At 66.9% G+C, this 24782-nt stretch carries 19 protein-coding genes and 1 pseudogene; 11 read left to right on the forward strand and 9 right to left on the reverse strand.

Annotated elements, in window-relative coordinates; translation table 11 throughout:
- Positions 1-3: 3 nt before the first annotated feature.
- Positions 4-2373 (reverse strand): DUF6049 family protein, encoded by a 2370-nt coding sequence (locus D1369_RS20485; RefSeq protein ID WP_007383269.1) that lies wholly within the window; start codon positions 2371-2373, stop codon positions 4-6.
- 257 nt (positions 2374-2630) lie between these two features.
- Here D1369_RS20485 and D1369_RS20490 point away from each other — a divergent pair, with 257 nt between their 5' ends.
- Positions 2631-4073, forward strand: a complete 1443-nt coding sequence (locus D1369_RS20490) for a CCA tRNA nucleotidyltransferase (protein WP_007383268.1) — start codon at positions 2631-2633, stop codon at positions 4071-4073.
- A gap of 82 nt (positions 4074-4155) precedes the next feature.
- Here D1369_RS20490 and D1369_RS20495 read toward each other — a convergent pair whose 3' ends face one another.
- The 3 genes from D1369_RS20495 to D1369_RS20505 form a co-directional block, all read right to left on the reverse strand.
- Positions 4156-5430, reverse strand: coding sequence for an MFS transporter (locus D1369_RS20495; RefSeq protein ID WP_007383267.1), 1275 nt, complete (start codon positions 5428-5430; stop codon positions 4156-4158).
- Between the two features lie 88 nt (positions 5431-5518).
- On the reverse strand, positions 5519-6601 hold the full coding sequence (locus D1369_RS20500; RefSeq protein WP_007383266.1) for an inositol-3-phosphate synthase: 1083 nt from the start codon (positions 6599-6601) through the stop codon (positions 5519-5521).
- Positions 6602-6645: 44 nt separating this feature from the next.
- A complete protein-coding gene (locus D1369_RS20505) occupies positions 6646-7326 on the reverse strand; it encodes a PadR family transcriptional regulator (RefSeq protein WP_007383265.1) in 681 nt (226 codons plus the stop codon).
- Positions 7327-7677: 351 nt separating this feature from the next.
- On the opposite strand from D1369_RS20505, the gene D1369_RS20510 reads away from it, so the two are divergent.
- Complete coding sequence (locus D1369_RS20510) at positions 7678-10365, forward strand: transglycosylase domain-containing protein (protein WP_082319422.1); 2688 nt, start codon at positions 7678-7680, stop codon at positions 10363-10365.
- A 129-nt stretch (positions 10366-10494) separates the two neighbouring features.
- Positions 10495-11741: pseudogene (locus tag D1369_RS20515) on the forward strand (transposase).
- 294 nt (positions 11742-12035) lie between these two features.
- Here the strand turns inward: D1369_RS20515 and D1369_RS20520 are convergent.
- Complete coding sequence (locus D1369_RS20520; protein WP_007383263.1) at positions 12036-12443, reverse strand: hypothetical protein; 408 nt, start codon at positions 12441-12443, stop codon at positions 12036-12038.
- 443 nt (positions 12444-12886) lie between these two features.
- Between D1369_RS20520 and D1369_RS20525 the strand changes: the two genes are divergently transcribed.
- Positions 12887-14386, forward strand: a complete 1500-nt coding sequence (locus D1369_RS20525) for a glycosyltransferase 87 family protein (protein WP_037900755.1) — start codon at positions 12887-12889, stop codon at positions 14384-14386.
- A 114-nt stretch (positions 14387-14500) separates the two neighbouring features.
- Here D1369_RS20525 and D1369_RS20530 read toward each other — a convergent pair whose 3' ends face one another.
- The 3 genes from D1369_RS20530 to D1369_RS20540 form a co-directional block, all read right to left on the reverse strand.
- Complete coding sequence (locus D1369_RS20530; RefSeq protein WP_007383261.1) at positions 14501-15532, reverse strand: alanine racemase; 1032 nt, start codon at positions 15530-15532, stop codon at positions 14501-14503.
- A 74-nt stretch (positions 15533-15606) separates the two neighbouring features.
- Complete coding sequence (gene femX, locus D1369_RS20535) at positions 15607-16725, reverse strand: peptidoglycan bridge formation glycyltransferase FemX (protein ID WP_007383260.1); 1119 nt, start codon at positions 16723-16725, stop codon at positions 15607-15609.
- Positions 16726-16905: 180 nt separating this feature from the next.
- Positions 16906-17220 carry a hypothetical protein gene (locus tag D1369_RS20540; protein WP_007383259.1) on the reverse strand — a complete coding sequence of 105 codons (315 nt, stop codon included), beginning with the start codon at positions 17218-17220 and terminating at the stop codon, positions 16906-16908.
- 263 nt (positions 17221-17483) lie between these two features.
- On the opposite strand from D1369_RS20540, the gene rpsF reads away from it, so the two are divergent.
- The 4 genes from rpsF to rplI all read left to right on the forward strand — a co-directional run bounded on the left by rpsF (position 17484) and on the right by rplI (position 19214).
- Complete coding sequence (gene rpsF, locus D1369_RS20545) at positions 17484-17774, forward strand: 30S ribosomal protein S6 (RefSeq protein WP_007383258.1); 291 nt, start codon at positions 17484-17486, stop codon at positions 17772-17774.
- Between the two features lie 78 nt (positions 17775-17852).
- On the forward strand, positions 17853-18455 hold the full coding sequence (locus D1369_RS20550) for a single-stranded DNA-binding protein (protein ID WP_007383257.1): 603 nt from the start codon (positions 17853-17855) through the stop codon (positions 18453-18455).
- Positions 18456-18512: 57 nt separating this feature from the next.
- Complete coding sequence (gene rpsR / locus D1369_RS20555) at positions 18513-18749, forward strand: 30S ribosomal protein S18 (RefSeq protein WP_003949403.1); 237 nt, start codon at positions 18513-18515, stop codon at positions 18747-18749.
- An 18-nt stretch (positions 18750-18767) separates the two neighbouring features.
- Positions 18768-19214: a 50S ribosomal protein L9 gene (rplI, locus tag D1369_RS20560; RefSeq protein WP_007383256.1), complete on the forward strand. Its 447-nt coding sequence runs from the start codon at positions 18768-18770 to the stop codon at positions 19212-19214.
- 135 nt (positions 19215-19349) lie between these two features.
- Here rplI and D1369_RS20565 read toward each other — a convergent pair whose 3' ends face one another.
- Positions 19350-20687, reverse strand: coding sequence for an MATE family efflux transporter (locus D1369_RS20565; RefSeq protein WP_086023210.1), 1338 nt, complete (start codon positions 20685-20687; stop codon positions 19350-19352).
- 459 nt (positions 20688-21146) lie between these two features.
- On the opposite strand from D1369_RS20565, the gene dnaB reads away from it, so the two are divergent.
- The 3 genes from dnaB to D1369_RS20585 all read left to right on the forward strand — a co-directional run bounded on the left by dnaB (position 21147) and on the right by D1369_RS20585 (position 24594).
- Positions 21147-22625 (forward strand): replicative DNA helicase, encoded by a 1479-nt coding sequence (dnaB, locus tag D1369_RS20570; protein WP_007383254.1) that lies wholly within the window; start codon positions 21147-21149, stop codon positions 22623-22625.
- A 536-nt stretch (positions 22626-23161) separates the two neighbouring features.
- Positions 23162-23755 carry a TetR/AcrR family transcriptional regulator gene (locus tag D1369_RS20580; RefSeq protein ID WP_037900752.1) on the forward strand — a complete coding sequence of 198 codons (594 nt, stop codon included), beginning with the start codon at positions 23162-23164 and terminating at the stop codon, positions 23753-23755.
- Positions 23752-24594, forward strand: a complete 843-nt coding sequence (locus D1369_RS20585; protein ID WP_007383252.1) for an alpha/beta hydrolase — start codon at positions 23752-23754, stop codon at positions 24592-24594. The genes D1369_RS20580 and D1369_RS20585 overlap by 4 nt, the downstream gene beginning before the upstream one ends.
- Positions 24595-24782: the final 188 nt, after the last annotated feature.

A 24782-nucleotide genomic window follows, 5' to 3' on the forward strand; every position in this document is an offset into this window, starting at 1 on the left:
TCCTCAACGGTCCACTCTCTCACCCGTGCCGGACGGGTCGGCGCTTTCCGCTGCGGTGTCCGCTGTCAGGTCACTCGGCTGCTCCGGGTCTTCTGCCCCGGTCCCCGTGGCGGCCTCCTCATGGAGACGGTCCTGCGGGCCTTCCGGGTTCTCCGGACCGTCCGCGGCTTCGCCCGCTTCGTCGTCGGGCCCGCTCTGCTCGGCCTCACGGGCGGCCGCGCGCTTGCGCTGGGTGTACATCCGGAATCCTGCCAGCACCAGCAGCAGGACACCGCCTCCGATGACCAGCATCACCGTGGCCGTGAACTCGGTGACCTTCACGTCGAACCTGACGGCCTCGCCGTACGGCTGACCGTCCTCCGTGTACAGCTGGGCGATCACCGAGGCCTTGCCGTTGGCGTTGGCCGTCGTGGTGAACTTCACCGTCTGGCTGTGTCCGCCCGAGACCTCGACCGCCTGCTCGTCGTAGGAGGAGCCACCGATCTCGAGCCGGTTGGGGCTCAGCGAGGTCAGCCGCAGCCTCAGGTGCTCCACTCCCTGCACCAGGTTGTTCTGCACCGTCACGGGGATGGTGGCGCTGCGGCCGGAGAGCTTGGTCTCCGACTTGTCGATCAGGCTGACCTGAGAGATCAGGTCGTCGATATAGGCCTCGACGTCAATGCGGAAGCTGGTCGCCTCGGCTGCGCTGCCCCGCCACGACGTGGACATCCCGCGGTTCATGGCCAGTCCGAAGGGGGTGACGACCCGGGACTGGTCGAAGAGGATCACCTTGAAGTTGTCGAGCTTGTTCTGTGTGCTCGCGATCTGCTGGAAGGCCCACTTCGGCAGCTCCTGCCTGCGCAGCGAGACGGGGTAGGCGGATGCGGCGGGCACCTTGGTGGTGGCCTCGGGGTCGGGCTTGGCCGCGGCCGCCGCCGAGAGCTTCTGGGGCTGTGACCAGTTCCCGCCCTGCAGCGCGGTGATCGCTTCGGCCATGGCGGCGGCCTGACTCGCCGTCGGCATGCGCTGCGGGGCGACGACGATGCTGCGCTGCTTGTCCGTCTGGAGGTCGAGAGCGAGGCTCTGGGCGAGGAACCGCTGGACGGCGAGCGAGGCGGAGGAGGCCCTCGTCAGATCGCCCTGGAAGGCCGTCGACAGCCGTGCGTCGGCGACGACCGCTGTGGTGCCGCCGCCGATGGGACGGGCCGCGGAAGGCGTGTACGACAGTCCGGCGGTCTCCTGGAGGCTGTCGCTGCGGGCGATCAGCTTGTCGGCGCCGGCGGAGGTGGCGACCTTCACGATCGACGGGTCCACCGCGCCGTTCACGGGCCAGGCGAAGTCGGTGCTCGGCGTGACGTGGAGCACGGTCCGTACGGTGGTCGCCGCGACGTCGGTGGCCTCGTCGAGGTGGCTGAGCGAGCCGGTGACGCTCGTGCCGTTGTGGGCCAGGGAAGCGAGGTCGGGATCGGCGAAGGGAAGCGCGACGACCTCCTTGTCCTCCACCGCCTTCTGCAGCTTGGCCAGCCACTGCTTGGCGAGTGCCTGGTGGGTGCCCGGGGTGGTGGTGTCGCCCTCACCCTGGATCCGGTAACTGCGGGTCATCGCGTCGACGGACGCCAGCAGGTCCGGGTCGATCACCCACGTGACGTCCAGGTTCTCGCCCAGCGACAGCATCTGGTCCAGTCGGCCGCCCGCCGAGATCTCCTCGGCGAGGTCGTCGTTGAGGAAGACCGGCGTCTGCTGGGCGTTCGAGCCCGTCTCGGCCGTCATGTGCACGGAGGAGATCAGTGGCCACAGGAACGTCGTCTTCGTCTTCGTGTCCGCCTCGTCGGACTGCCACGGCAGGAAGGTCCGCTGGATGCCCAGCGGCTGATCCCACGACTGTGCGGGAGTCTTGCCCGAGAGGGAGACGGCGAGCTGGTAGACGCCGGCGTCACCGAGGTCCAACTCGTCGACCGGCACGGAGAGGGAGAAGGGCTGGGCCACCCCGGGGGTCAGTTTCGCGAACTTCGCCTCGTACTTGCCGCCGACCTCGGACCCCGTGGCGCCTTGGAGGGAGTCCCTGTCGTTGCTGACGGTGTCGATCGACGAGCGCGTGTTCAGCTCGGGACCCACCTGCAGTCCGACATGAGCGGCGGTGACAACCTGCTTGCCGTTGTTGGTCACCGTCCCCGACACGGTGAGCGTGTCACCGTCCGTAGGCGCACTGGGGCTGAGTGTGTCGATCGCGACGGACACCGACCCGGAGGTGTCGGCGGCCTGAGCGGGTGCCGCGGCGGGAAGCTGGCACAGGCCGGCCACCAGGGGGACCCCTGCGAGCAGGGCCCCTGTGCGCCGCAGCCAGCGGCGGGCAGGTGAGGGACTCGTCCCCTGGAAGTCTGCCGCCTCGGCCACGCGCTCGCCCGTCCCTCGTCGTCGTCAGTGGTCGTCGGAATGTGCGTCCACGCATGGTAACGATGCGCGCTGAGGGGAAGTGCCGCGGACTGCTCCACAAGATCGGGGGACGCCGCCGCACTGTCCCGAATGTGCACGTATAAAGGGGAGCGTGCCCGTGAGCCTCCGGGGCAGACCTTGTGCAGGTTCCGATGGCGAGTCTGTGCACGTTTAATGGAGGCGCCCGTGGAGGTCCGGGCCACGTACCCTCTTCTGTTGTGCCGAACGCCAACGAAGACAACCTCAGTGCCCCGCATCAGGTGCAGGACCGCGCGGTGAACGAACTGCTTGTGGTCGCTCCTGTCGCCGACGACCTCGCCCGCCGCTTCCAGGAGGCCGGGTTCTCACTCGCCCTGGTCGGCGGTTCGGTCCGGGACGCACTGCTCGGCCGGCTCGGCAACGACCTGGACTTCACGACTGACGCCCGTCCCCAGGACGTTCTGAAGATCGTTCGGCCGTGGGCGGACGCCGTGTGGGAGGTCGGGATCGCCTTCGGCACCGTGGGGGCGCAGAAGGACGGCTACCTCATCGAAGTGACCACCTACCGGTCCGAGGCGTACGACCGCACCTCACGCAAGCCCGAGGTGTCGTACGGCGACTCCATCGAGGAGGACCTCGTCCGGCGTGACTTCACCGTGAACGCGATGGCCGTCGCTCTCCCGGAGAAGAAGTTCATCGACCCGCACGGCGGTCTCGACGACCTCGCGGCGCGTGTGCTGCGGACGCCTGGCACTCCGGAGGCGTCCTTCTCGGACGACCCGCTGCGGATGATGCGGGCCGCGCGTTTCGCGGCGCAGCTCGACTTCGAGGTGGCGCCCGAGGTGGTCACCGCGATGACGGAGATGTCCGGACGTCTGGAGATCGTCTCCGCGGAACGGGTGAGGGACGAGCTGAACAAGCTCATCCTGTCCGCCCATCCGCGCAAGGGACTGACGCTGCTGGTCGACACGGGACTCGCTGAGCATGTGCTGCCGGAGCTTCCGGCCCTGCGGTTGGAGAGCGATGAGCACCACCGGCACAAGGATGTCTACGAGCACACGCTGATCGTCCTGGAGCAGGCCATCGCGCTGGAGAAGGAAGGGCCGGACCTCACCCTCCGGCTGTCCGCTCTGCTCCACGACATCGGCAAGCCGCGCACCCGCCGCTTCGAGAAGGACGGCCGGGTCTCGTTCCACCACCACGAAGTGGTCGGAGCGAAGATGACCAAGAAGCGGATGACGGCGCTCAAGTACTCCAACGACCTGGTGAAGGACGTCTCGCGGCTCGTCGAGCTTCATCTGCGTTTCCACGGATACGGCACCGGGGAGTGGACGGACTCGGCGGTTCGCCGCTATGTGCGGGACGCGGGCCCGCTGCTCGACCGACTCCACAAGCTGACCCGTTCGGACTGCACGACCAGGAACAAGCGCAAGGCCGCCGCGCTGTCTCGCGCCTACGACGGTCTGGAGGAGCGGATCTCTCAGCTTCAGGAGCAGGAGGAGCTGGATTCGATCAGGCCCGACCTCGACGGCAACCAGATCATGGAGATCCTCGGCGTGGGACCCGGTCCTGCCGTGGGCCGCGCGTACAAGCACATGCTGGAGCTTCGCCTGGAGAACGGGCCGATGGGGTACGACGAAGCAGTGGCCGCGCTCAAGGAGTGGTGGGCCGCGCAGGACTGAGGCCGTGAAACGGGGTCATGTTTCACGTGAAACATGACCCCGAACGCTTCGTGGGCGGTGTTTCACGTGAAACATCGCCCCTTCATCGTTCCGGCGCCAGCTGCCGTTCCCTCGTCATCGTCACAGCGATCGCTGCGTAAAGCACGGCGACACCGACCACCAGGGGCGCCGAGCGGCCGTCCGGCGGCAGGAGCAGGGCGGCCACGGCTGCGGCTCCGACGAAAGCGATGTTGAACAGGACGTCGTACACGGAGAAGATCCGGCCCCGGAAGCCGTCGTCGACGGACGACTGAACGATCGTGTCCGTTGCGATCTTCGCGCCCTGGGTGATCAGACCCAGCACAAACGCCGCGATGAGCATGGGGGCTGTAGCGAAGGGGAGCCCGAGGACGGGCTCCAGTACCGCGGCGGTTGCCGCGCACACGACGATCCAGCGCTTCGGTCCGAGTTTCCCGGCTGCCCATGGGGTGAGGACCGCGGCGACGAAGAAGCCGGCGCCGGAGATTCCCAGTGCCAGCCCCAGCAGGGCGAGTCCGTCGTCCGGATCAGACGTCAGGGCGTACCGGCAGAGCATCAACACCGTGACGAGCAGAGCGCCGTAACAGAACCGCATGACCGACATCGCGCCGAGTGCCCGGGCGGCTGATCGACGTGCGGGTGCGGTCAGGTGCCGTACACCGGCGGCCAGGTCGCGGGCCGTTCCGGCGAGGGCAGCGTCCAGGCGGGGCTGGATCAACTCACGGTCGGGGCCCAGCAGTTCCGGTGGTATGCGCAGTGCGGCGAGCGCGGCGCACAGATACAGCCCCGCTCCCAGCAGCACCACGGCAGCGTCGGAGTCGGCGACCAGTAGCCGTACGACGAAAGCGAGTCCACCGCCCGCGATCGCAGCGAGCGTTCCGGCGGTCGGGGAAAGGGAGTTGGCGATCACGAGCCGTTCCTCGTCCACGACACGGGGCAGTGCGGCCGAGAGGCCGGACAGGACGAAGCGGTTGACGGCGGTGACGCACAGGGCGGAGACGTAGAACAGCCAGTCCGGGACGTTGCTCAGTATCAGGACGGCCGTCGCGGATGCCAGCAGGGCGCGTACGAGATTGCCGTAGAGGAAGACCTGACGGCGGCGCCAGCGGTCCAGGAGGACGCCGGCGAAAGGGCCCACCAAGGAGTAAGGCAGCAGCAGGACCGCCATCGCGGAGGCGATCGCGGTGGCTGAGGTCTGCTTCTCCGGGGAGAACACGACGTAGGCGGCGAGCGCGATCTGGTACACGCCGTCCGCGCCCTGGGAGAGCAGGCGCACGGAGAGCAGACGCCGGAAGTCCCGGAAGCGGAGAAGGACACGCAGATCGCGGACGACGGACATGGGACACAGCCTCACACACAGCGAGGGTCCCCGGGCGATACAGCCCGGGGACCCTCTGTAGCCCTGGCAGGAGCGTTTTGAGTGAGCCTTAGCGCTCGACTTCACCCTTGATGAACTTCTCGACGTTCTCGCGGGCCTCGTCGTCGAAGTACTGGACCGGCGGGGACTTCATGAAGTAGCTGGAGGCCGACAGGATCGGGCCGCCCACACCGCGGTCCTTGGCGATCTTCGCGGCGCGAACGGCGTCGATGATGACACCGGCGGAGTTCGGGGAGTCCCAGACCTCGAGCTTGTACTCCAGGTTCAGCGGGACGTCACCGAAAGCACGGCCCTCGAGGCGGACGTACGCCCACTTGCGGTCGTCGAGCCAGGCCACGTAGTCCGACGGGCCGATGTGGACGTTCTTCGCGCCCATGTCCCGGTCGGGGATCTGCGAGGTGACGGCCTGCGTCTTGGAGATCTTCTTGGACTCCAGGCGCTCGCGCTCGAGCATGTTCTTGAAGTCCATGTTGCCGCCGACGTTCAGCTGCATGGTGCGGTCCAGGACGACACCGCGGTCCTCGAACAGCTTCGCCATGACGCGGTGCGTGATGGTGGCGCCGACCTGGGACTTGATGTCGTCACCGACGATCGGGACGCCCGCCTCGGTGAACTTGTCCGCCCACTCCTTGGTGCCGGCGATGAAGACCGGGAGGGCGTTGACGAAGGCGACCTTGGCGTCGATGGCGCACTGGGCGTAGAACTTCGCCGCGTCCTCGGAGCCGACGGGCAGGTAGCAGACCAGGACGTCGACCTGCTTGTCCTTGAGGACCTGGACGACGTCGACCGGAGCCTCGGCGGACTCCTCGATCGTCTCGCGGTAGTACTTGCCGAGACCGTCGAGGGTGTGGCCGCGCTGGACGGTGACACCGGTGCTGGGCACGTCGCAGATCTTGATGGTGTTGTTCTCGGACGCTCCGATGGCGTCCGAGAGGTCGAGGCCGACCTTCTTGGCGTCCACGTCGAACGCGGCGACGAACTCGACGTCACTGACGTGGTACTCGCCGAACTGGACGTGCATCAGTCCGGGGACCTTGGCCGCCGGATCGGCGTCCTTGTAGTACTCGACGCCCTGAACCAGCGACGCGGCGCAGTTGCCCACGCCGACGACGGCTACGCGAACCGAACCCATTCCGGTTGCTCCCTGTGTGTACGAGTGAGGCCCTGGCAGGGACCTCACGTGGCGGTGTCGCCGGGCGTATCCGGCCCGGGGGTGTCCCCGGGCCGGGGCAGGACGCCCGGCGCTCCCTCTGTGGTGTCGCGAGTGGGTTCTCCATCGCCGGGGCCCTTCAGGTCCCGGCCGGCCCGCTCGCTCTCGATGAGCTCGTTCAGCCAGCGCACTTCGCGCTCCACGGACTCCATCCCGTGGCGCTGGAGCTCAAGCGTGTAGTCGTCGAGTCGCTCCCGGGTGCGTGCCAACGAGGCACTCATCTTCTCCAGGCGCTCCTCCAGCCGGCTGCGGCGGCCTTCGAGGACTCGCATGCGGACGTCGCGCGAGGTCTGCCCGAAGAAGGCGAAACGAGCGGCGAAGTGCTCGTCCTCGTACGCGTCGGGACCCGTCTGCGAGAGCAGTTCCTCGAAGTGCTCCTTACCTTCCGCCGTCAACCGGTAGACGATCTTGGCGCGACGCCCTGCGAGTGGTGCGGCGAGGGCGTCCTCGGTGGTGTGCCCCGGTTCCTCGATCAACCAGCCGTTGGTGACCAGCGTCTTGAGGCAGGGGTAGAGCGTGCCGTAACTGAACGCACGGAACACGCCCAGTGACGTATTGAGGCGTTTGCGCAGCTCATAGCCGTGCATCGGGGACTCGCGGAGCAGGCCGAGTACGGCGAATTCGAGGATCCCGGAACGCCGGCTCATCGTCGCCTCCTCGTCTCTATCTCGCACCGATGTATCGACTCGATACATCAAGACGATAGAACGCCCTTCCGGAAGCGACAAGTGGGGGGACCGTGAACGGGATCACATCAAGGATTCATGCCGACCAAGTTGCCTGGTTTGGGGTGAACTTCGGAGCTCGGCGGGTTTTGACGGTGCGTAGTCTGTGCGGCATGCACACCACCGGGGACCGAGTGACGCCTGGGGGGCGTCGCTGTCCCGGTGCGGTACGGATGAATGCGGAACCGACCACATCCGTACTTCGGGGGGACCGGAAACCAGCCGCCGTTTCCAGGCGCGCAAAGGTGCGCCTGCCCGAGGAGTAGTCGTTCGATGAGCGAGCACCGTCGCAAACCGCCGCAGCCGCAGGGAGGCGGACGTGCCGCGGCCCGACGCGGCCAGTCCGGCTCGTCCTCCGGCCGCCGTGCGGCTCCGCGAGGCGCCACCGGGTCTCTTGCGGACTCCTATGGGACGAGCTCCCAGGAGTCGGCTTCGTATGGTCCGGGAGGCGAGGAACGTCCGTACGGCAGCCGCGCCGAAGCCCGCCGTGCGTCCCAGAGAAGCGCGGGCGGCGGTGGTCGCCGCAGAGGGGCGGAGCCGGGCCGCGGGAGCCGGCGCGGGGCGCCGACCGGCCGGGGTCGCGCAGCTGAGGCCGGCAAGAAGCGGTATATCGACTATCCGCGCGCGGGCAAGTACGGCGTGGCGCGCTGGGTACCGTCCTGGAAGCTGGTGACGGGCCTGTTCATCGGCTTCATCGGAAGCCTGGTCGCGGTCGCCGGTGTCGGTTACGCGCTCGTGAGCGTTCCCAACATCGCCGAGACCGCGACGTCGCAGAACAACGTCTACTACTGGTCCGACGACACCGAGATGGTCTCCACCGGTGGTGAGACCAACCGCCAGATCGTCAATCTCGCACAGATCCCGAAGGCGATGCAGTACGCCGTCGTGTCGCAGGAGAACAAGACCTTCTACACCGACAGCGGCATCGACCCCAAGGGCATCGCCCGCGCCGTGTTCAACATGGCCAGGGGCGGCAACACGCAGGGTGGCTCCACCATCACCCAGCAGTACGTCAAGAACGCGCTCCTGAACGACCAGTCCCAGACGGTCACGCGCAAGTTCAAGGAGATCTTCATCTCCATCAAGGTGGGCGCCACGGTCAACAAAGACCAGATCATGGCGGAGTACCTGAACTCCGCGTACTACGGACGCAACGCCTACGGCATCCAGGCAGCCGCGCGCGCGTACTTCAACAAGGACGCCAAGGACCTGAACCCGGGCGAATGCGCCTTCCTTTCCGCCATGCTCAAGGGCGCCACGTACTACGACCCGGCGGGCGCGACCTCCATCGACCCGGCCAATGCCAGGCCCCAGGACAACGCCAGGCGGGCCCTGCGGCAGATGCAGGACACCCTGGACAAGATGGTCGAGTACGACCACCTCAGCGCGACCGAGCGGGCGAAGTACACCACGCTCCCCGCCTGGCAGAACCCCCGGTCGAACACGCAGCTCAAGGGACAGATCGGTTACCTGGTCGACCTCGCCAAGGCGTACCTGATCAACAACAAAATCATCAGCGCCGACCAGCTTCAGCAGGGCGGCTACTCGATCTACACGACCTTCGACAAGAAGAAGGTCGGCGAGCTCGAGGCAGCGGTCAAGAAGGTCCGCAAGGAGAACATCGACCCCAAGAAGCGCCCGGACAAGGACACCTATGTCCAGTTCGGCGGGGCGTCGGTGGAACCGGCCACAGGGGCGATCCGGGCCTGCTACGGCGGCGAGGACGCGACCACCCACTTCACCAACAACTGCGACTCGACCGGTGCCCAGGTCGGCTCCACGTTCAAGGCGTTCGTGCTCGCCGCAGCGATGAAGTGGGGAGTGCGCGATCCGGATCTGGGTGAGAGCCAGGCGCAGGACGAGCGCACGGTCGTCAACGCCAAGAGTTTGTTCAGCGGCAAGAACGACCTCAAGATCAGGAACTACGACGGTTCGATCTGGAAGAACGAGAAGGGCAAGGAGTGGAACCAGGAGAACGACGGCAAGCAGTCCTACGGCTCTCCGCCCAAGTACCAGATCGATCTTCGTGAGGCGATGAGGGAGTCGGTGAACTCCGCCTTCGTGCAGCTCGGCATGGACGTCGGTCTGGACAAGGTGAAGGAATCTGCCATGGACGCCGGTCTCAAGGAGGACAGCCTGGCCGGTACGAGCTTCCCGTCCTTCTCCATCGGCATCTCCGACCCCAGCGCGATCCGCATGGCGGGCGCCTACGCCACCTTCGCGGCCAGCGGCAAGCAGAACGAGCCGTACTCCGTCCAGAGGGTCACGAGCAAGGACGGGGACGTCTTCATCCACAAGGCGAAGCCCAAGCAGGCCTTCGAGAAGAAGGTCGCCGACAACGTCACCGACGTCCTCAAGACCGTGGTCGAGGACGGTACGGGTACCAACGCCCAGCTGACCGGCCGTGACGTGGCGGGCAAGACCGGTACCACCGACGGCAACAAGTCCGCCTGGTTCGTCGGGTACACCCCGCAGCTGTCCACGTCGATCACCATGTTCCGGCTGGACGACGACGAGACCAAGAAGAACCGCACGTTCCTGCAGATGTACGGCACGGGTGGCCAGGAGAAGATCCACGGTGCCTCGTTCCCGTCCGAGATCTGGCACGACTACATGGAGCAGGCGCTGAAGGGCGAGGAGTCGATCGACTTCCCGACGCCGCAGCCCATCGGTGAGATCGTCAACGAGGAGCCCAGCCCGACGCCCACTCCGACGCCCAGTGAAACCGAGTCGGCCACCCCGACTCCGACCCCGACGCCCACCCCGACGCTCACCACACCGACGCCCACAGCGACCGAGACCTGCCGGTTCGACTGGCAGTGCGACGACTCGGGCGGTACGGACAACGGTGGCACCGACGGAGGTGTGACCCCGACGCCTACGGCCACATCGACGGAGGGGAACGGCGGCAATACCAACGGCAATGGCAATGGGGGTCTCTTCGGCGGCTCGACCAGGTAGTCATTAGCCTCGCGCTTTCACGAGGCGGGCCGTCCGGCTAGTGATCAAGAAATCGGAAAGTGCCTCTGACCGGCGAGAATTGGGATCGCTGAGATCCTTGTTCCTGCCACGGCCGGAGGCACTTTCCAGGTGAAGAAGCGTATCGGGTCCTACCTGCGTGTCCGCGTCGAAGGCGGCGGCCGCGGCGTCGTCTCGCAGGCCGGGGCTGTGCTGGTGTCGAGACGATCCGCAAGGCCGGCTTGGATACGGCGATATCGGCGGCGCTCGTGCCGTGGCATGAACCGAGGGCGGTGCAGAGCCGGTGGATGTAGCGCTCGCCGCAACGCTGGGCGGGGACTGACTGGCCGATGTGGGCCTGCTGCGAGCTGGGTCGGCCGTGTTCCGGTGGCCTTCAAGCCACGTTCTCCCGACTTATCAGCAAGCCGGCGCCGGGTGGACCGCGGGGCAGGTGATCGTGGACATCGACGGGTTCCTTGTCCTGGCCCACTCCGAGAGGCAGGACGCCGCCGCGACCACCCGCTGATGGGGTTCGTCGACCACGGCCGCGGAGGGTCCGGAGAGCCGGTCGTGGTCCTGGTGCGGCCCGGCTACGCGGGCTCCAACACTGCCGCCGACCACATCGGGGCCACCAGGTTGGCCCTGGACCAGATGCTGAAGCGGTTGCGGCGCGGCCAGCAGACGCTGATCCGCGCCGACCCCGGCGGCGGCACCCGCGAGTTCGTCGCCCGGCTCGCCCAGCGCGGCAGGTGGCTGTCGTACTCGGTCGGGATGACCATCACTGACGCCATCACCAGGCCGTCCTCAAGGTTCCGGCCTCGGCCTGGACCCCGGCCGTGGAACCCGACGGCGACATCCGCGACGGCGCATGCGTGGCCGACCTTGCCAGCGACTGCCGGACGGCTGGCCGAAGGGACTGCGCCTGATCGTGCGCAAGAAACGGCCGCACCCCGGCGCCCAGTTGCGCTTCACTGACGCTGACGGCATGCGCTTGACCTGCCTTCGCCACCAACACGACCAGGAAGGCGATCGCCACCCTCGAACTACAACACCGCCAGCGGGCCCGGGCCGAGGACCGCATCCGCGCTGCCCGCCACGGGGCTGCGCAACCTCCCCCTCCACGACGCCGCACAGAGCCAGATCTGGCTGGAGATCATCCGGATCGCCCTGGACCTGCTGGCCTGGAGGCCCCTGCTCGCGTTGACCGGCTAAGCCCCGCCTGTGGGAGCCCCGCCGCCTGCGGCTTCGGCTGTTCTCCACCGCCGCCCAACTCATCACCACCGGCCGAGCGCTACCTCCGCCTGGCCAAGCACTGGCCCTGGACCGACGGGATCAGCGATGCCCTGGATCGGCTCCACACTCTCCCGAACCCCGGCTGACCAGCACGATCCCCGTCCCTGCGAGCAGCACCAGCCCGACCGGAGCCGTGGAACCCGGCGCACCCTCGACGCGACAACCGGGCCATCAGCCTGCCCAGACTTCGAAAACCCCACCAAAAATCACCGTCAAAGGGGGTCGAGGGTAGCGGCTTTTTTGAATGTAGCCGGTTGCCCAGCCCACCATCAGGGTTGCAACTGGCGGTGTTCCCCGCAATCAAGCAAATAGGGGTCGTCAGCAAGCCGACGACCCCTCACGAAGTGTCCAGCTAGTCGCCCAGGTGGACCATCTGGCGACTATTCGTTGAACTCGCCACTATCGTTGCACGGTTCACCCATGGTGGGGTCCATGAATGCACTAGTCGGGTACTTTCCCCAGCAGATGACGAACGTATAGCTGCCAGAATTACCGATGTTGTAACCCTTGCTGCCGCATCCGCTGTCGCCGCCGTCGGAGACCGTCATGACTCTTTCGTAGCCGGAGGTGGTGAAATACGAATTATAAAAAACCGCACCATACACCCCCTTGCCATCCGCCTGGGTGTCGCAGATCTTGAAGACGTCTCCGTCGTCAATGAAGGTCATGTAGCCATGGCCTATGTCTACGGTCTTGTTTGCGGCAAAGGCCGGACTCGCTGTCGCGACAATCATCGCGGCGGCGCCTGCGGCTCCCGCCGCCATGCGCGTGAGCTTGGAATTAAACATTGCCCCCCCATTTATTGTCCGGTCTATTTGTGAACCGGATCGCGTTGTCGGTTTATGTATGGGACAAGTCTGCCATGAACTCGTCAAAACTTCAATGCAGCCAGGACGGATTCGTGCTCCCGTGTCGGAGCGGCCGTTGGGAATGGGCAACGATTGCTATGTCCCGCAGTTGACCCTGCGCGCCTGAGCGCAATCGCTGTTCGGCGGTATGCCTCACCGGCGAGGCCACCGTCTCCGGGCGCGACATGACAGCTCGGGATCAAACGCCGATTCCAGGTTGAAACAACAGGGGAAGCGACCTCTAATGCAGACTGGAGGCGTTTACCTGGCGTATGCGGAGGGCGCGTGGGGTGACGGCTGATTCCGCCCGTCCACGGGGCCGCCGCACTGACGGTGCGGTGGCCCTCGGCGTACTCCTAGCCTCGTACGGCAGGATGGGCCGCATGCCCAGTGCTGAATCGACGCCAGCGAGCGTGCACGACTCGGACCCAGTGCGTCCGACCAAGGACGACGAGGTCTCCAGGAACGGCAGCGAGTTCATCGGCGGCCCTCTCGGGCGGCGTGCCCTTCTGGGGACCTCTTGGTGGACGCCCGTCCGGGTCATCGCGCTCGTGGCCATCGGCGTGTTCGCGCTCGGCCTGGTCCAGAAGGCGCCCTGCTACAACGGCGGCTGGTTCTTCGGCGCCAGCTCCCAGTACACCCACGCGTGCTACTCGGACATCCCGCACCTCTATCAGGGACGCGGCTTCGCCGACGGACTCGTCCCGTACTTCGACAAGCTTCCCGGTGACATGCAGTATCTCGAATACCCGGTGCTGACCGGTGTGTTCATGGAGGTCGCCGCCTGGCTCACGCCCGGAAGCGGCAGCATTCAGCACCAGGAGCAGTGGTACTGGATGGTCAACGCCGGGATGCTGATGGTCTGCGCGGCCGTCATCGTCGTCTGCGTGAGCCGTACCCACGCCCGCCGCCCCTGGGACGGTCTGCTGGTCGCCCTGGCGCCTGCCTTCGCGCTGACCGCCACCATCAACTGGGACCTGCTGGCGGTCGCTCTGACCGCCTCCGCGATGCTGATGTGGGCGCGGAGCCGCTCGCTCGCCTTCGGAGTCCTCCTGGGGCTCGCCACGGCCGCGAAGCTCTACCCGGTCTTCCTGCTCGGGCCGCTGTTCGTGCTGTGCTGGCGGGCGGGCAAGTGGCGGGACTTCGGCAAGGCCCTGGCCGGCACGGTCGTCTCCTGGCTCGTGGTGAACCTGCCGGTGATGTACTTCGCCTCCGACGGGTGGTCGAAGTTCTACACGTTCAGCAAGGAGCGGGGCGTGGACTTCGGCTCCTTCTGGCTGATCATGGCCCAGAACTCGACGGACCCGCTGAGCACCGAAACCGTCAACGTCCTCGCCACGCTGCTCGTGCTGCTGTGCTGCGTGGGCATCGCGGCGCTGGCCCTCACCGCCCCGCGCCGACCGCGTTTCGCCCAGCTCGCCTTCCTGATCGTCGCTGCGTTCATCCTCACCAACAAGGTCTACTCACCGCAGTACGTCCTGTGGTTGGTGCCGCTGGCCGTGCTGGCCCGGCCGAAGTGGCGGGACTTCCTCATCTGGCAGGCGTGCGAGGTCGCGTACTTCCTGGGTATCTGGATGTACCTCGCGTACACGACCAGCGGCAACGCCCACAAGGGTCTGCCGACCGACGGCTACCACTGGGCCATCGGGCTGCATCTGATGGGCACCGCGTACCTGTGCGCGATGGTCCTGCGCGACATCCTCATGCCAGAACGGGACGTGGTGCGCAGGGCTGGCGACGACGATCCCTCGGGGGGTGTGCTCGACGGAGCCGAGGACGTCTTCGTGCTGGGTCCCGCGGCCCATCCGCCGCGGCACGCGGCCCACTTCGACGGACCGGTGGAGTGGGGCAGCGACAGGGAAGGCACCGACGGTTCGCTCTGAGCGAACAGCACCTGTGTGGCGTACGCCAGTTGGGCCACTCGTGTGAAGGCCGTACACGGAAACCCGTGTACGGCCTTTTCGCGAGCGGTTGTCGAAGCGATCAGCGATCAGCGATCAGCGGTCGACGATCCGGTCGAACTGCGTGGTGGTGTGCCGCAGATGGGCCACCAGCTCCTCGCCGACCTTCGGCTCCGGGGCGTCCGAGGGCACGAACAGGATGGAGACCTGCATGTGCGGCGGTTCGGCGAACCAACGCTGCTTGCCGCCCCAGACGAACGGAGAAAGGTTCCGGTTGACCGTGGCCAGGCCGGCCCGGGCGACCCCCTTGGCGCGTGGCATGACGCCGTGCAGGGCCTTCGGGGCCTCCAGACCCACACCATGTGACGTACCGCCCGCCACGACGACCAGGAAGCCGTCAGAAGCCGCCTTCTGCTGCCGGTAGCCGAAGCGGTCCCCCTTGGAGACGCGGGTGACGTCCAGGACGGCGCCGCGGTACTCCGTGGAGTCGTGGTCCCCGAGCCACAGCCGGGTTCCGATGCGGGCCCGGAAGCGGGTCTGCGGGAACTGCTGCTGCAGCCGGGCGAGGTCCTCGGCCTTGAGGTGGCTGACGAACATGGTGTGCAGCGGCAGCCGGGCCGCGCGCAGCCGGTCCATCCAGCCGATGACCTCCTCGACGGCGTCCGAGCCGTCGGTGCGGTCCAGCGGCAGGTGGATCGCGAATCCTTCGAGGCGCACGTTCTCTATGGCGGCGTGCAACTGCGGCAGTTCCTGCTCACTGATGCCGTGCCGCTTCATCGAGGACATCACCTCGATGACCACGCGGGCGCCCACCAGGCCGTAGACCCCGTCGATGGACGACACCGAGCGGATCACCCGGTCGGGCAGGGGCACGGGTTCCTCGCCCCGTCGGTACGGCGTCAGCACCAGCAGGTCACCGCCGAACCAGTCCTTGATCCGAGCGGCCTCATAGGTCGTGCCGACGGCGAGGACGTCCGAGCCCAGCCGGGTGGCCTCCTCCGCCAGCCGCTCGTGCCCGAAGCCGTAGCCGTTGCCCTTGCAGACCGGGACGAGCCCCGGGAACTGCTCCTGCACGTGCTTGTGGTGCGCACGCCAGCGCGCGGTGTCGACGTAGAGCGTGAGCGCCATGGCCGGACCCGGAACCTTTCTGGTGGCTGCGGTGTATCAGAGGTATGCGAGCTATTGAAGCGAAGAGGGCGACGTCAGCGGCGCGACATGTAGATGTCGAGGGCCTTGTGGAGCAGCTTGTTGAGCGGGAAGTCCCACTCGCCGAGGTACTCGGCGGCCTGGCCGCCCGTGCCCACCTTGAACTGGATCAGACCGAAGAGGTGGTCGGTCTCGTCCAGCGAGTCGGAGATGCCCCGCAGGTCGTAGACGGTCGCGCCGAGCGCGTAGGCGTCACGCAGCATCCGCCACTGCATCGCGTTCGAGGGCCGGACCTCACGGCCGATGTTGTCGGAGGCGCCGTAGGAGTACCAGACGTGGCCGCCGACGATCAGCATCGTCGCCGCCGACAGGTTCACGCCCTCGTGCCGGGCGAAGTACAGCCGCATCCGGTTGGGGTCCTCGCTGTTGAGGGCCGTCCACATGCGCTGGAAGTACGACAGCGGGCGGGGCCGGAAGTGGTCGCGCACCGCCGTGATCTCGTACAACCGCTGCCATTCCTCAAGGTCCTCGTAACCGCCCTGGACGACCTCGACGCCGGCCTTCTCGGCCTTCTTGATGTTGCGGCGCCACAGCTGGTTGAAGTTCTTGTGGACCTCTTCCAGGGAGCGGTTCGCGAGCGGCACCTGGTAGACGTAGCGCGGCTGCACATCACCGAAACCGGCTCCCCCGTCCTCGCCCTGCTGCCAGCCCATGCGGCGCAGCTTGTCGGCGACCTCGAAGGCGCGCGGTTCGATGAAGTCGGCCTCGATGTCGCGCAGGCGCTTCACGTCCGGGTTCTGGATGCCCGCCTTGATGGAGGTGGCCTCCCAGCGCCGGATGATCACCGGCGGACCCATCTTCACGGAGAAGGCACCCTGGTGCTTGAGGTGCGCGAGCATCGGTTCCAGCCACTCGGTCAGATTCGGCGCGAACCAGTTGATGACCGGGCCTTCGGGCAGATAGGCGAGGTAGCGCTTGATCTTGGGCAGCTGCCGGTAGAGGACGAGACCCGCGCCGACGAGTTCGCCGGTCTTGTCGAACCAGCCGAGGCTCTCGGAGCGCCACTCCGCCTTGACGTCTGCCCAGGCCGGAACCTGCATGTGGCTCGCCGACGGCAGGCTCTGGATGTACGCCAGATGCTGCTCGCGACTGATCGTCCTCAGGGTCAGGCTCATTTCGGGGCGCTCCTCGGGCTGGTGTGTCCCCATGGGTACAGGGGCTCCGGCTCTCGCGCCGAAGCCTACTGCGCCTTGAGAGCGCCCTGACTGGGCGTACGGGACCTGCGCCCCGGCTCGTGGGCCGCCGCGGCGTTCCGTGGTGCTTTGGGTGGTGTCGAGCGGACAGTGCCCGTGGCGTCAGCTGATGACTCCACCGAAGAGGCCGCCGTGCGCCATGCCGAGGAAGAAACCGACCGCTGCGGCGCCGAGACCGAGGATCAGTCCGAAGCGCTCTCGGGTCGTCTCCGAGATCCACTGGCCGTACGCACCGGTGAGGATGCCCACCAGACCGGTCCAGGAGCTGAGCAGGTGCAGGTTGTGGAACATCGCCGAGACGAAAGCTGTGATGCCCAGCACCAGGGTCACCGCGAGCAGCGTGTCCTGGAGGGGGTGGGGCTTGCCGTCCGTGGCGAAAAGGCCTCCGGCGGTGTTGGGTCGCATTGCCTGTGCCATAGGGCACCTCCTGCGGAAGACGGCGCACGGTAGCGCCATACACACCCGATGTGTACAGAGTGACCGCCTCCAGGGCCGGATTTCAACCGGAAGCCGGTGTGCGGGTAGTCTGTACCGTCTGCACGGTGTCTGCCCATGTCACGACCGGGACTACCGCGAGGAAGCCCCGATTGTCAGTGGCGGCCGATACCGTTGCGTACGCATCACAACCCTCCTGCCACGGAACGACCGTGGCCGTTGAGTCCAAAGGAGGTGGGTTCCACATGCGTCACTACGAGGTGATGGTCATCCTCGACCCCGATCTGGAGGAGCGCGCTGTCGCCCCCCTGATCGAGAACTTCCTCTCCGTCGTCCGTGAGGGCAACGGAAAGGTCGAGAAGGTCGACACCTGGGGCCGTCGTCGGCTCTCGTACGAGATCAAGAAGAAGCCCGAGGGCATCTACTCGGTCATCGACCTGCAGGCCGAGCCTGCGGTCGTCAAGGAGCTCGACCGCCAGCTGAACCTGAACGAGTCGGTCCTCCGGACCAAGGTCCTCCGCCCCGAGACCCACTGAGCTTCCGCTCAGCTGATCCCGGGATTCGAGTAGCAGCAACCAAGCAGCCAGAGCAGCAAACCCGCCGAGAGGTTCCCCATGGCAGGCGAGACCGTCATCACGGTCGTCGGCAATCTTGTCGATGACCCCGAGCTGCGCTTCACCCCTTCCGGTGCGGCGGTCGCGAAGTTCCGTGTCGCGTCCACCCCCCGCACCTTCGACCGTCAGACGAACGAGTGGAAGGACGGCGAGAGCCTGTTCCTGACCTGCTCGGTCTGGCGTCAGGCGGCGGAGAACGTCGCCGAGTCGCTTCAGCGAGGCATGCGCGTCATCGTGCAGGGCCGGCTGAAGCAGCGGTCCTACGAGGACCGTGAGGGCGTCAAGCGCACGGTCTACGAGCTGGACGTCGAGGAAGTCGGCGCCAGCCTGCGCAGTGCCACGGCCAAGGTCACCAAGACTGCCGGCGGTGCCGGACGTGGTGGCCAGGGCGGTTACAGCGGCGGTGGCGGTGGCGGCCAGGGTGGCGGCGGCTGGGGCGGTGGCCCCGGCGGCGGTCAGCAGGGCGGCGGCGCTCCGGCCGACGACCCCTGGGCGACCGGTGCTCCCGCCGGTGGCAGCCCGGCCGGCGGCCAGGGTGGCGGTGGCTGGGGTGGAAACTCCGGCGGCGGTGGCGGCGGCTACTCGGACGAGCCCCCCTTCTAGGCCTTGGGCCGAGGGGTGGGTCGTACCCACACTTCTTGATCACACAGGAGAAACACCATGGCGAAGCCGCCTGTGCGCAAGCCTAAGAAGAAGGTCTGCGCTTTCTGCAAGGACAAGGTCACGTACGTGGACTACAAGGACACGAACATGCTGCGGAAGTTCATTTCCGACCGCGGCAAGATCCGTGCCCGCCGCGTGACCGGCAACTGCACGCAGCACCAGCGTGACGTCGCCACGGCTGTCAAGAACAGCCGTGAGATGGCGCTGCTGCCCTACACCTCCACCGCGCGATAAGGGAAGGGTGACCGACTAATGAAGATCATCCTCACCCACGAGGTCTCTGGCCTCGGTGCCGCGGGCGACGTCGTCGACGTCAAGGACGGTTACGCTCGCAACTACCTGATCCCGCGGAACTTTGCGATCCGCTGGACCAAGGGCGGCGAGAAGGACGTCGAGCAGATTCGTCGTGCTCGCAAGATCCACGAGATCCAGACCATCGAGCAGGCCAACCAGGTGAAGGCCCAGCTCGAGGGCGTCAAGGTTCGTCTGGCCGTCCGCTCCGGCGACGCCGGTCGTCTCTTCGGTTCTGTCACCCCTGCCGACGTCGCTTCCGCGATCAAGGCTTCCGGTGGCCCCGAGGTCGACAAGCGCCGCATCGAGCTGGGTTCGCCCATCAAGACCCTGGGCTCCCACGAGACGTCTGTGCGTCTGCACCCCGAGGTTGCCGCCAAGGTCAACATCGAGGTCGTCGCGGCCTGACCGCTGCGGTTGTCGTGAGTATTGTGAGAGGGGCCGTGCCTATCAGGTACGGCCCCTCTTGCATGTCCGACCGGTTGTGGAACGCGTGGTGTTTCACGTGAAACGTGACCGCTCACGTTGTTTCACGTGAAACGGTCAGCGGGTCGCGCCGGTGACGATCCAGCGGCCTGATCGGGTGCGCAGCCAGAGCGTCAGCATGCGGATCACCATCATCAGTGTCATCGCTCCCCACAGTGCGGTGAGACCGCCATCCAGTGCCGGGACGAGCAACGCTGCCGGAGCGAAGACAGCCAGGGTGATCAGCATGGCCCAGGCGAGATAGGGTCCGTCGCCCGCTCCCATCAGTACGCCGTCCAGGACGAAGACGACACCGCAGATCGGCTCGGAGAGAGCCACGATCACCAATGCGGGCAGAGCAGTGTCCCTGACCACGGAGTCACTCGTGAACAGGGGAAGGAACAGCGGTCGGGAGAGAACGACCAGCACGCCGAGAGCGACTCCGACCGCGATGCCCCACTCCACCATCCGACGGCATGCCTGGCGGGCGGCTTCGGTGTCGCCGGCGCCCAGATAGCGCCCGATGATGGCCTGCCCGGCGATGGCGATGGCGTCCAGCGCGAAGGCGAGCAGACTCCACAAGGACAGGATGATCTGGTGGGCGGCGATGTCGGCGTCACCGAGGCGAGCTGCGACAGCTGTCGCGATCATCAGGATCGCCCTCAGGGAAAGCGTGCGGACGAGCAGAGGGACACCGGCTTGGGCGGAGGCCCTGACCCCTGCGGCGTCGGGGCGCAAGGAGGCGCCGTGCCTGCGGGCTCCTCGAACGACGACCACGAGATAGGCGGCGGCCATGCCCCACTGGGCGATGACTGTGCCCCAGGCGGAGCCGGCGATGCCGAGGTCGGCGCCATAGACGAGGCCTGCGTTGAGGGCGGCGTTGGCTACAAAGCCGGCGATGGCGACATAGAGCGGAGTCTTGGTGTCCTGCAGTCCGCGGAGTACCCCGGTCGAAGCGAGCACCACCAGCATGGCCGGGATGCCGAGGGCCGAGATCCGTAGATAGGTGGTCGCGTAGGGAGCAGCGGTGTCAGAAGCACCGAAGAGCTCCACGATCGACGGCGCGGTGGGCAGGACGGTGGCGATGACGGCGGCACCGAGCAGCAATGCCAGCCAGATGCCGTCCATACCCTGGCGGATGGCAGCCTGGAGATCACCCGCTCCTACACGTCGGGCGACGGCGGCCGTGGTGGCGTAGGCCAGGAAGACGAAGACGCTGACGGCTGTCGTGAGCAGGGCCGAGGCGATGCCGAGACCGGCGAGTTGGGCGGTGCCCAGATGGCCGACGATCGCGCTGTCGGCCATGACGAAGAGGGGCTCGGCGACGAGCGCGCCGAAGGCCGGAACGGCGAGTGCGACAATCTCGCGGTCGTGTTGTCGCCGGGTGGCCTTGGGGGTCGCGGACGCCTGTGTCATGTGCACCAATCTAATCGTCCACAGGTAAGCGATGCAATGGATGTTAGACCCTTACCTGTGTTCGGGAAGCGCGTACCCGTGTGTACAGTTCGAACTGATCTTGCGCCGACCGGGAAAGTTTTTCTTCTGCACAGCCGGTGGACGGCGAAGGTGCAGGTCAGGGCATCTGTTTGCGGATGGGGTCGAGCTTGTTCACAGGGCTGTCCACCGGGTCGTGCACAGGTTTTGCGGAGTTCTCCACAGCATCCGGGCCGTCGTCCACATGGCCTGTGGATAACCAGATTGGCTGACGGTGCCGACGGGCCTACGGTGGTCCGGCGCCCGCTCCGTCCGTCGGCTTGCAAACCATCACAAAACCGACGCGCCAGAACCGGAGTTGGGCGTCTCATTTGTCAGTGCCGTGCCGTAGAACTGAGAAGCACGGCGAGGTCCGCTCGGCGGACGGGAGGAGGTGGCTCGGTGAGTATTTCCGAGCCCTTGGACGACCCGTGGGCCGACAGCGGTCCCAGTGATCGTCTGCCCTCCTCGCGTCGCCGCGGCGACGGGGGCCGGGGGCGCGACGAGCAGCACGACCGCGGCAGGGACACCGACACCTGGGACGGCGGGGGCACGGCCTTCGAGCGGGTCCCGCCTCAGGACCTGGACGCCGAGCAGTCGGTCCTCGGCGGCATGCTTCTGTCCAAGGACGCCATCGCGGACGTCGTCGAGGTCATCAAGGGCCACGACTTCTACAAGCCCGCCCACGAGACGATCTTCCAGGCGATCCTGGACGTCTACGCCAAGGGCGAGCCGGCCGACCCCATCACGATCGCCGCCGAGCTCACCAAGCGCGGCGAGATCAACAAGGTCGGCGGCGCATCGTATCTGCACACCCTCGTCCAGACCGTTCCGACGGCGGCGAACGCCGAGTACTACGCGGAGATCGTCCACGAGCGGGCGGTCCTGCGGCGCCTGGTCGAGGCAGGGACGCGCATCACCCAGATGGGATATGCGGCCGACGACGACGTCGACGAGATCGTCAACCGCGCCCAGGCCGAGATCTACGCGGTCACCGAGCAGCGCACCAGCGAGGACTATCTGCCGCTCGGCGACATCATGGAAGGTGCGCTCGACGAGATCGAGGCGATCGGCTCGCGCAGTGGCGAGATGACCGGCGTGCCCACCGGCTTCACCGACCTCGACTCGCTCACCAACGGTTTGCACCCGGGCCAGATGATCGTCATCGCGGCCCGTCCCGCCATGGGCAAGTCCACCCTCGCGCTGGACTTCGCCCGCGCGGCCTCGATCAAGCACAACCTGGCCAGCGTCATCTTCTCCCTGGAAATGGGGCGCAACGAGATCGCGATGCGTCTCCTGTCGGCCGAGGCGCGGGTGGCCCTGCACCACATGCGTTCGGGCACCATGACGGACGAGGACTGGACCCGGCTGGCGCGCAGGATGCCCGAGGTGTCCTCAGCGCCGCTCTACATCGACGACTCCCCGAACCTGTCGATGATGGAGATCCGGGCGAAGTGCCGGCGGCTGAAGCAGCGCAACGACATCAAGCTCGTGATCATCGACTATCTGCAGCTGATGCAGGCCGGTGGTTCCAAGCGCTCCGAGAGCCGTCAGCAGGAGGTCTCGGACATGTCCCGTAACCTCAAACTCCTCGCCAAGGAGCTGGAGGTGCCGGTGATCGCGCTCTCGCAGCTCAACCGTGGTCCCGAGCAGCGCACCGACAAGAAGCCCATGGTGTCCGACCTGCGTGAGTCCGGCTCCATCGAGCAGGACGCCGACATGGTGATCCTGCTGCACCGTGAGGACGCCTACGAGAAGGAGTCTCCCCGCGCGGGCGAGGCGGACATCATCGTGGGCAAGCACCGTAACGGCCCGACGGCGACGATCACCGTCGCCTTCCAGGGCCACTACTCGCGCTTCGTGGACATGGCCCAGACCTGATGTCCGCGCTGTAGGGTCTCAGGTTTCGCTGCACAGTCTCACGCTCCGCTTCATATCGGCTGCACTTATGAAGCAGTCGTGAGACAAGCAGATCGCCGCCCTTACCGGCTTCTCCCGCAGAGTACTGACCGACCTCGCCAAGGAGTACGGCATCCCGCTCCGCGACGGCCCGCAGGACTACAAGCCCCTCGGAACCATCGACCGCGACTGGCTCATCGAACAGTACGTTCACCGCCGCCGGACCCTGCCCGATCTCGCCCAGGAGAAGGGCATGAGCACCGCGAACATGGCGAGATGGGCCCCACACCCACAAGAGATCCCCCTCCGAGCCCGCGGCGGAGCCTCCCACGACGCTGCCCTCCGGGCGGGAGACCGCGCCGGCACGAACAACGGGCTTACCGCGTGATGCCCTGATGAGCCCACCAACCGGGACAGGCAGTCCGTGATCCCGCGGACGCCCTTGTTGCTTGCACCCCCGATTGCTTTCCTAGGACCCCTAGGCTAAAACTAGGAGCTCAAGGATCTTAGGAGGGTGCATGGTGCGGGCCGGGCTGACAGCGGAGCGGGTGACAGTCGCGGGCGCAGAGCTGGCGGACGACGTCGGGCTCGACCAGGTGACCATGTCGCAGGTGGCGCGGCGACTGGGCGTGAAGGACGCGAGCCTCTATACGCACGTCCGCAGCTTGGAGGATCTGCGCGGTCGGATCGCCCTGCTGGCGGCGGACGAGAAGACCATCCGCATTGCGGAGGCGACCGCTGGGCGAGCAGGCAAAGACGCGCTCGTCGCCTTCGCGAATGCCTGGCGGGAGTACGCCCACCAGCATCCGGGCCGCTACATGGCAACGCAGACCCCGATCCAGATCGACCCCGAGCTGGCCGCAAAGGCGCCCGGACCACGGCGGGCGGTCGAGCTGACCTACGGCATGCTGCGCGGCTACGGACTGGCCGAGCCGGACCTGACCGACGCGGTCCGGTTGCTGCGCAGCACGTTCCACGGGTTCGTCGCCCTGGAAGCGGCGGGCGGCTTCGCGCACAAGCGTTCGCCGCAGCAGTCCTGGATCCGTGCCCTCGACGCCCTGCACGCCCTCCTGGAGCACTGGCCCCCGTCCCGAGAAGGAGAATCCTCATGACCGACCCGATCATCGGCAGCCTGCGTGTGAACGGCGCGACCTTGCACTACGAAGTGCGAGGCCAGGGCCCGTTCCTGCTGCTGATCCCCGGAGGGACGGGTGGCGCGGCATCCTTCGACGGCATCGCCGAAGACCTGGCCGCCGAATACTCAGTCGCGACCTACGACCCTCGCGGCATGTCCCGCAGCACGCTGGACGACCCCGACGCCGAGCAGCATGTGGCCGAGCACGCCGATGACGCGTTCCGGATGCTGGAACTGCTGTCGCCCGGTGAGCCCGCCCTAGTATTCGGCGCCAGTTCAGGCGCGATCGCCGCCCTGCACCTGCTCACCACCCACCCCGAACGCATCGCACGCGTTGTGGCGCACGAGCCGCCAGTAGTAGAGGTCCTGCCGGACGCGGCTGAACACCGCGCACTCATCGCACACGTGCAGGACACGTTCCGCACCCAAGGGCTCATGCCGGCCATGGCCGTGTTCGCTGCGGGCCTGAAGAAGGACAGCGACACCACCGAGCCGAAGGCCGAGCTCAAACTTCCGCCCCGAGCAGCGGCGCGGGCCGAGCAGACGATGGCCAACCTGCCGTACTTCGTCGGGCGGATCGTGCCCAGCTTCATGTCCTACGCGCCGGACATCCGCCGGCTGGAGGGGCTGTCGGACCGGCTCGTGATCGCCGGTGGCCAGGACTCACGCGGTGAGCTGCCCTACCGCTCGGCCGCTTTCCTGGCCGAGCGTCTCGGCACGGAGCTCCAGCACTTCCCCGGCGGGCACATTGGACTGACCACGCACCCCGCAGAGTTCGGCGAGCTCCTGCGGAAGGCCCTCCGAGCCTCGATCTGAATCGCGCATGACCTGGTCAACTCCGTCGGAGGCGGTCGAAGGAAGTGACACGATCCTGAGACTCAACTCATCCGTCACTGCCTGAGACAGGAGGGAGAACAGCAGGTCACAGCATCGCGCCATATGACAGCGGACCGGAGAACCTACACGCGCCTCGTCGGGTCCGTGCTCGCCGGCGCTCCAGGAGC

The sequence above is a fragment of the Streptomyces sp. CC0208 genome (assembly GCF_003443735.1).
Lineage (GTDB): Bacteria > Actinomycetota > Actinomycetes > Streptomycetales > Streptomycetaceae > Streptomyces > Streptomyces sviceus.

What these genes read in the sequence shown, in the direction of transcription:
- rplI (WP_007383256.1), top strand. Translation starts at nt 18,768, where the DNA reads ATGAAGATCATCCTCACCCACGAGGTCTCTGGCCTCGGTGCCGCGGGC.
- D1369_RS20510 (WP_082319422.1), top strand. Translation starts at nt 7,678, where the DNA reads ATGAGCGAGCACCGTCGCAAACCGCCGCAGCCGCAGGGAGGCGGACGT.
- D1369_RS20550 (WP_007383257.1), top strand. Translation starts at nt 17,853, where the DNA reads ATGGCAGGCGAGACCGTCATCACGGTCGTCGGCAATCTTGTCGATGAC.
- D1369_RS20585 (WP_007383252.1), top strand. Translation starts at nt 23,752, where the DNA reads ATGACCGACCCGATCATCGGCAGCCTGCGTGTGAACGGCGCGACCTTG.
- D1369_RS20580 (WP_037900752.1), top strand. Translation starts at nt 23,162, where the DNA reads ATGGTGCGGGCCGGGCTGACAGCGGAGCGGGTGACAGTCGCGGGCGCA.
- D1369_RS20495 (WP_007383267.1), bottom strand. Translation starts at nt 5,430, where the DNA reads ATGTCCGTCGTCCGCGATCTGCGTGTCCTTCTCCGCTTCCGGGACTTC.
- D1369_RS20565 (WP_086023210.1), bottom strand. Translation starts at nt 20,687, where the DNA reads ATGACACAGGCGTCCGCGACCCCCAAGGCCACCCGGCGACAACACGAC.
- rpsR (WP_003949403.1), top strand. Translation starts at nt 18,513, where the DNA reads ATGGCGAAGCCGCCTGTGCGCAAGCCTAAGAAGAAGGTCTGCGCTTTC.
- D1369_RS20530 (WP_007383261.1), bottom strand. Translation starts at nt 15,532, where the DNA reads ATGGCGCTCACGCTCTACGTCGACACCGCGCGCTGGCGTGCGCACCAC.
- D1369_RS20505 (WP_007383265.1), bottom strand. Translation starts at nt 7,326, where the DNA reads ATGAGCCGGCGTTCCGGGATCCTCGAATTCGCCGTACTCGGCCTGCTC.
- rpsF (WP_007383258.1), top strand. Translation starts at nt 17,484, where the DNA reads ATGCGTCACTACGAGGTGATGGTCATCCTCGACCCCGATCTGGAGGAG.
- D1369_RS20520 (WP_007383263.1), bottom strand. Translation starts at nt 12,443, where the DNA reads ATGTTTAATTCCAAGCTCACGCGCATGGCGGCGGGAGCCGCAGGCGCC.
- femX (WP_007383260.1), bottom strand. Translation starts at nt 16,725, where the DNA reads ATGAGCCTGACCCTGAGGACGATCAGTCGCGAGCAGCATCTGGCGTAC.
- D1369_RS20540 (WP_007383259.1), bottom strand. Translation starts at nt 17,220, where the DNA reads ATGGCACAGGCAATGCGACCCAACACCGCCGGAGGCCTTTTCGCCACG.
- D1369_RS20525 (WP_037900755.1), top strand. Translation starts at nt 12,887, where the DNA reads ATGCCCAGTGCTGAATCGACGCCAGCGAGCGTGCACGACTCGGACCCA.
- D1369_RS20500 (WP_007383266.1), bottom strand. Translation starts at nt 6,601, where the DNA reads ATGGGTTCGGTTCGCGTAGCCGTCGTCGGCGTGGGCAACTGCGCCGCG.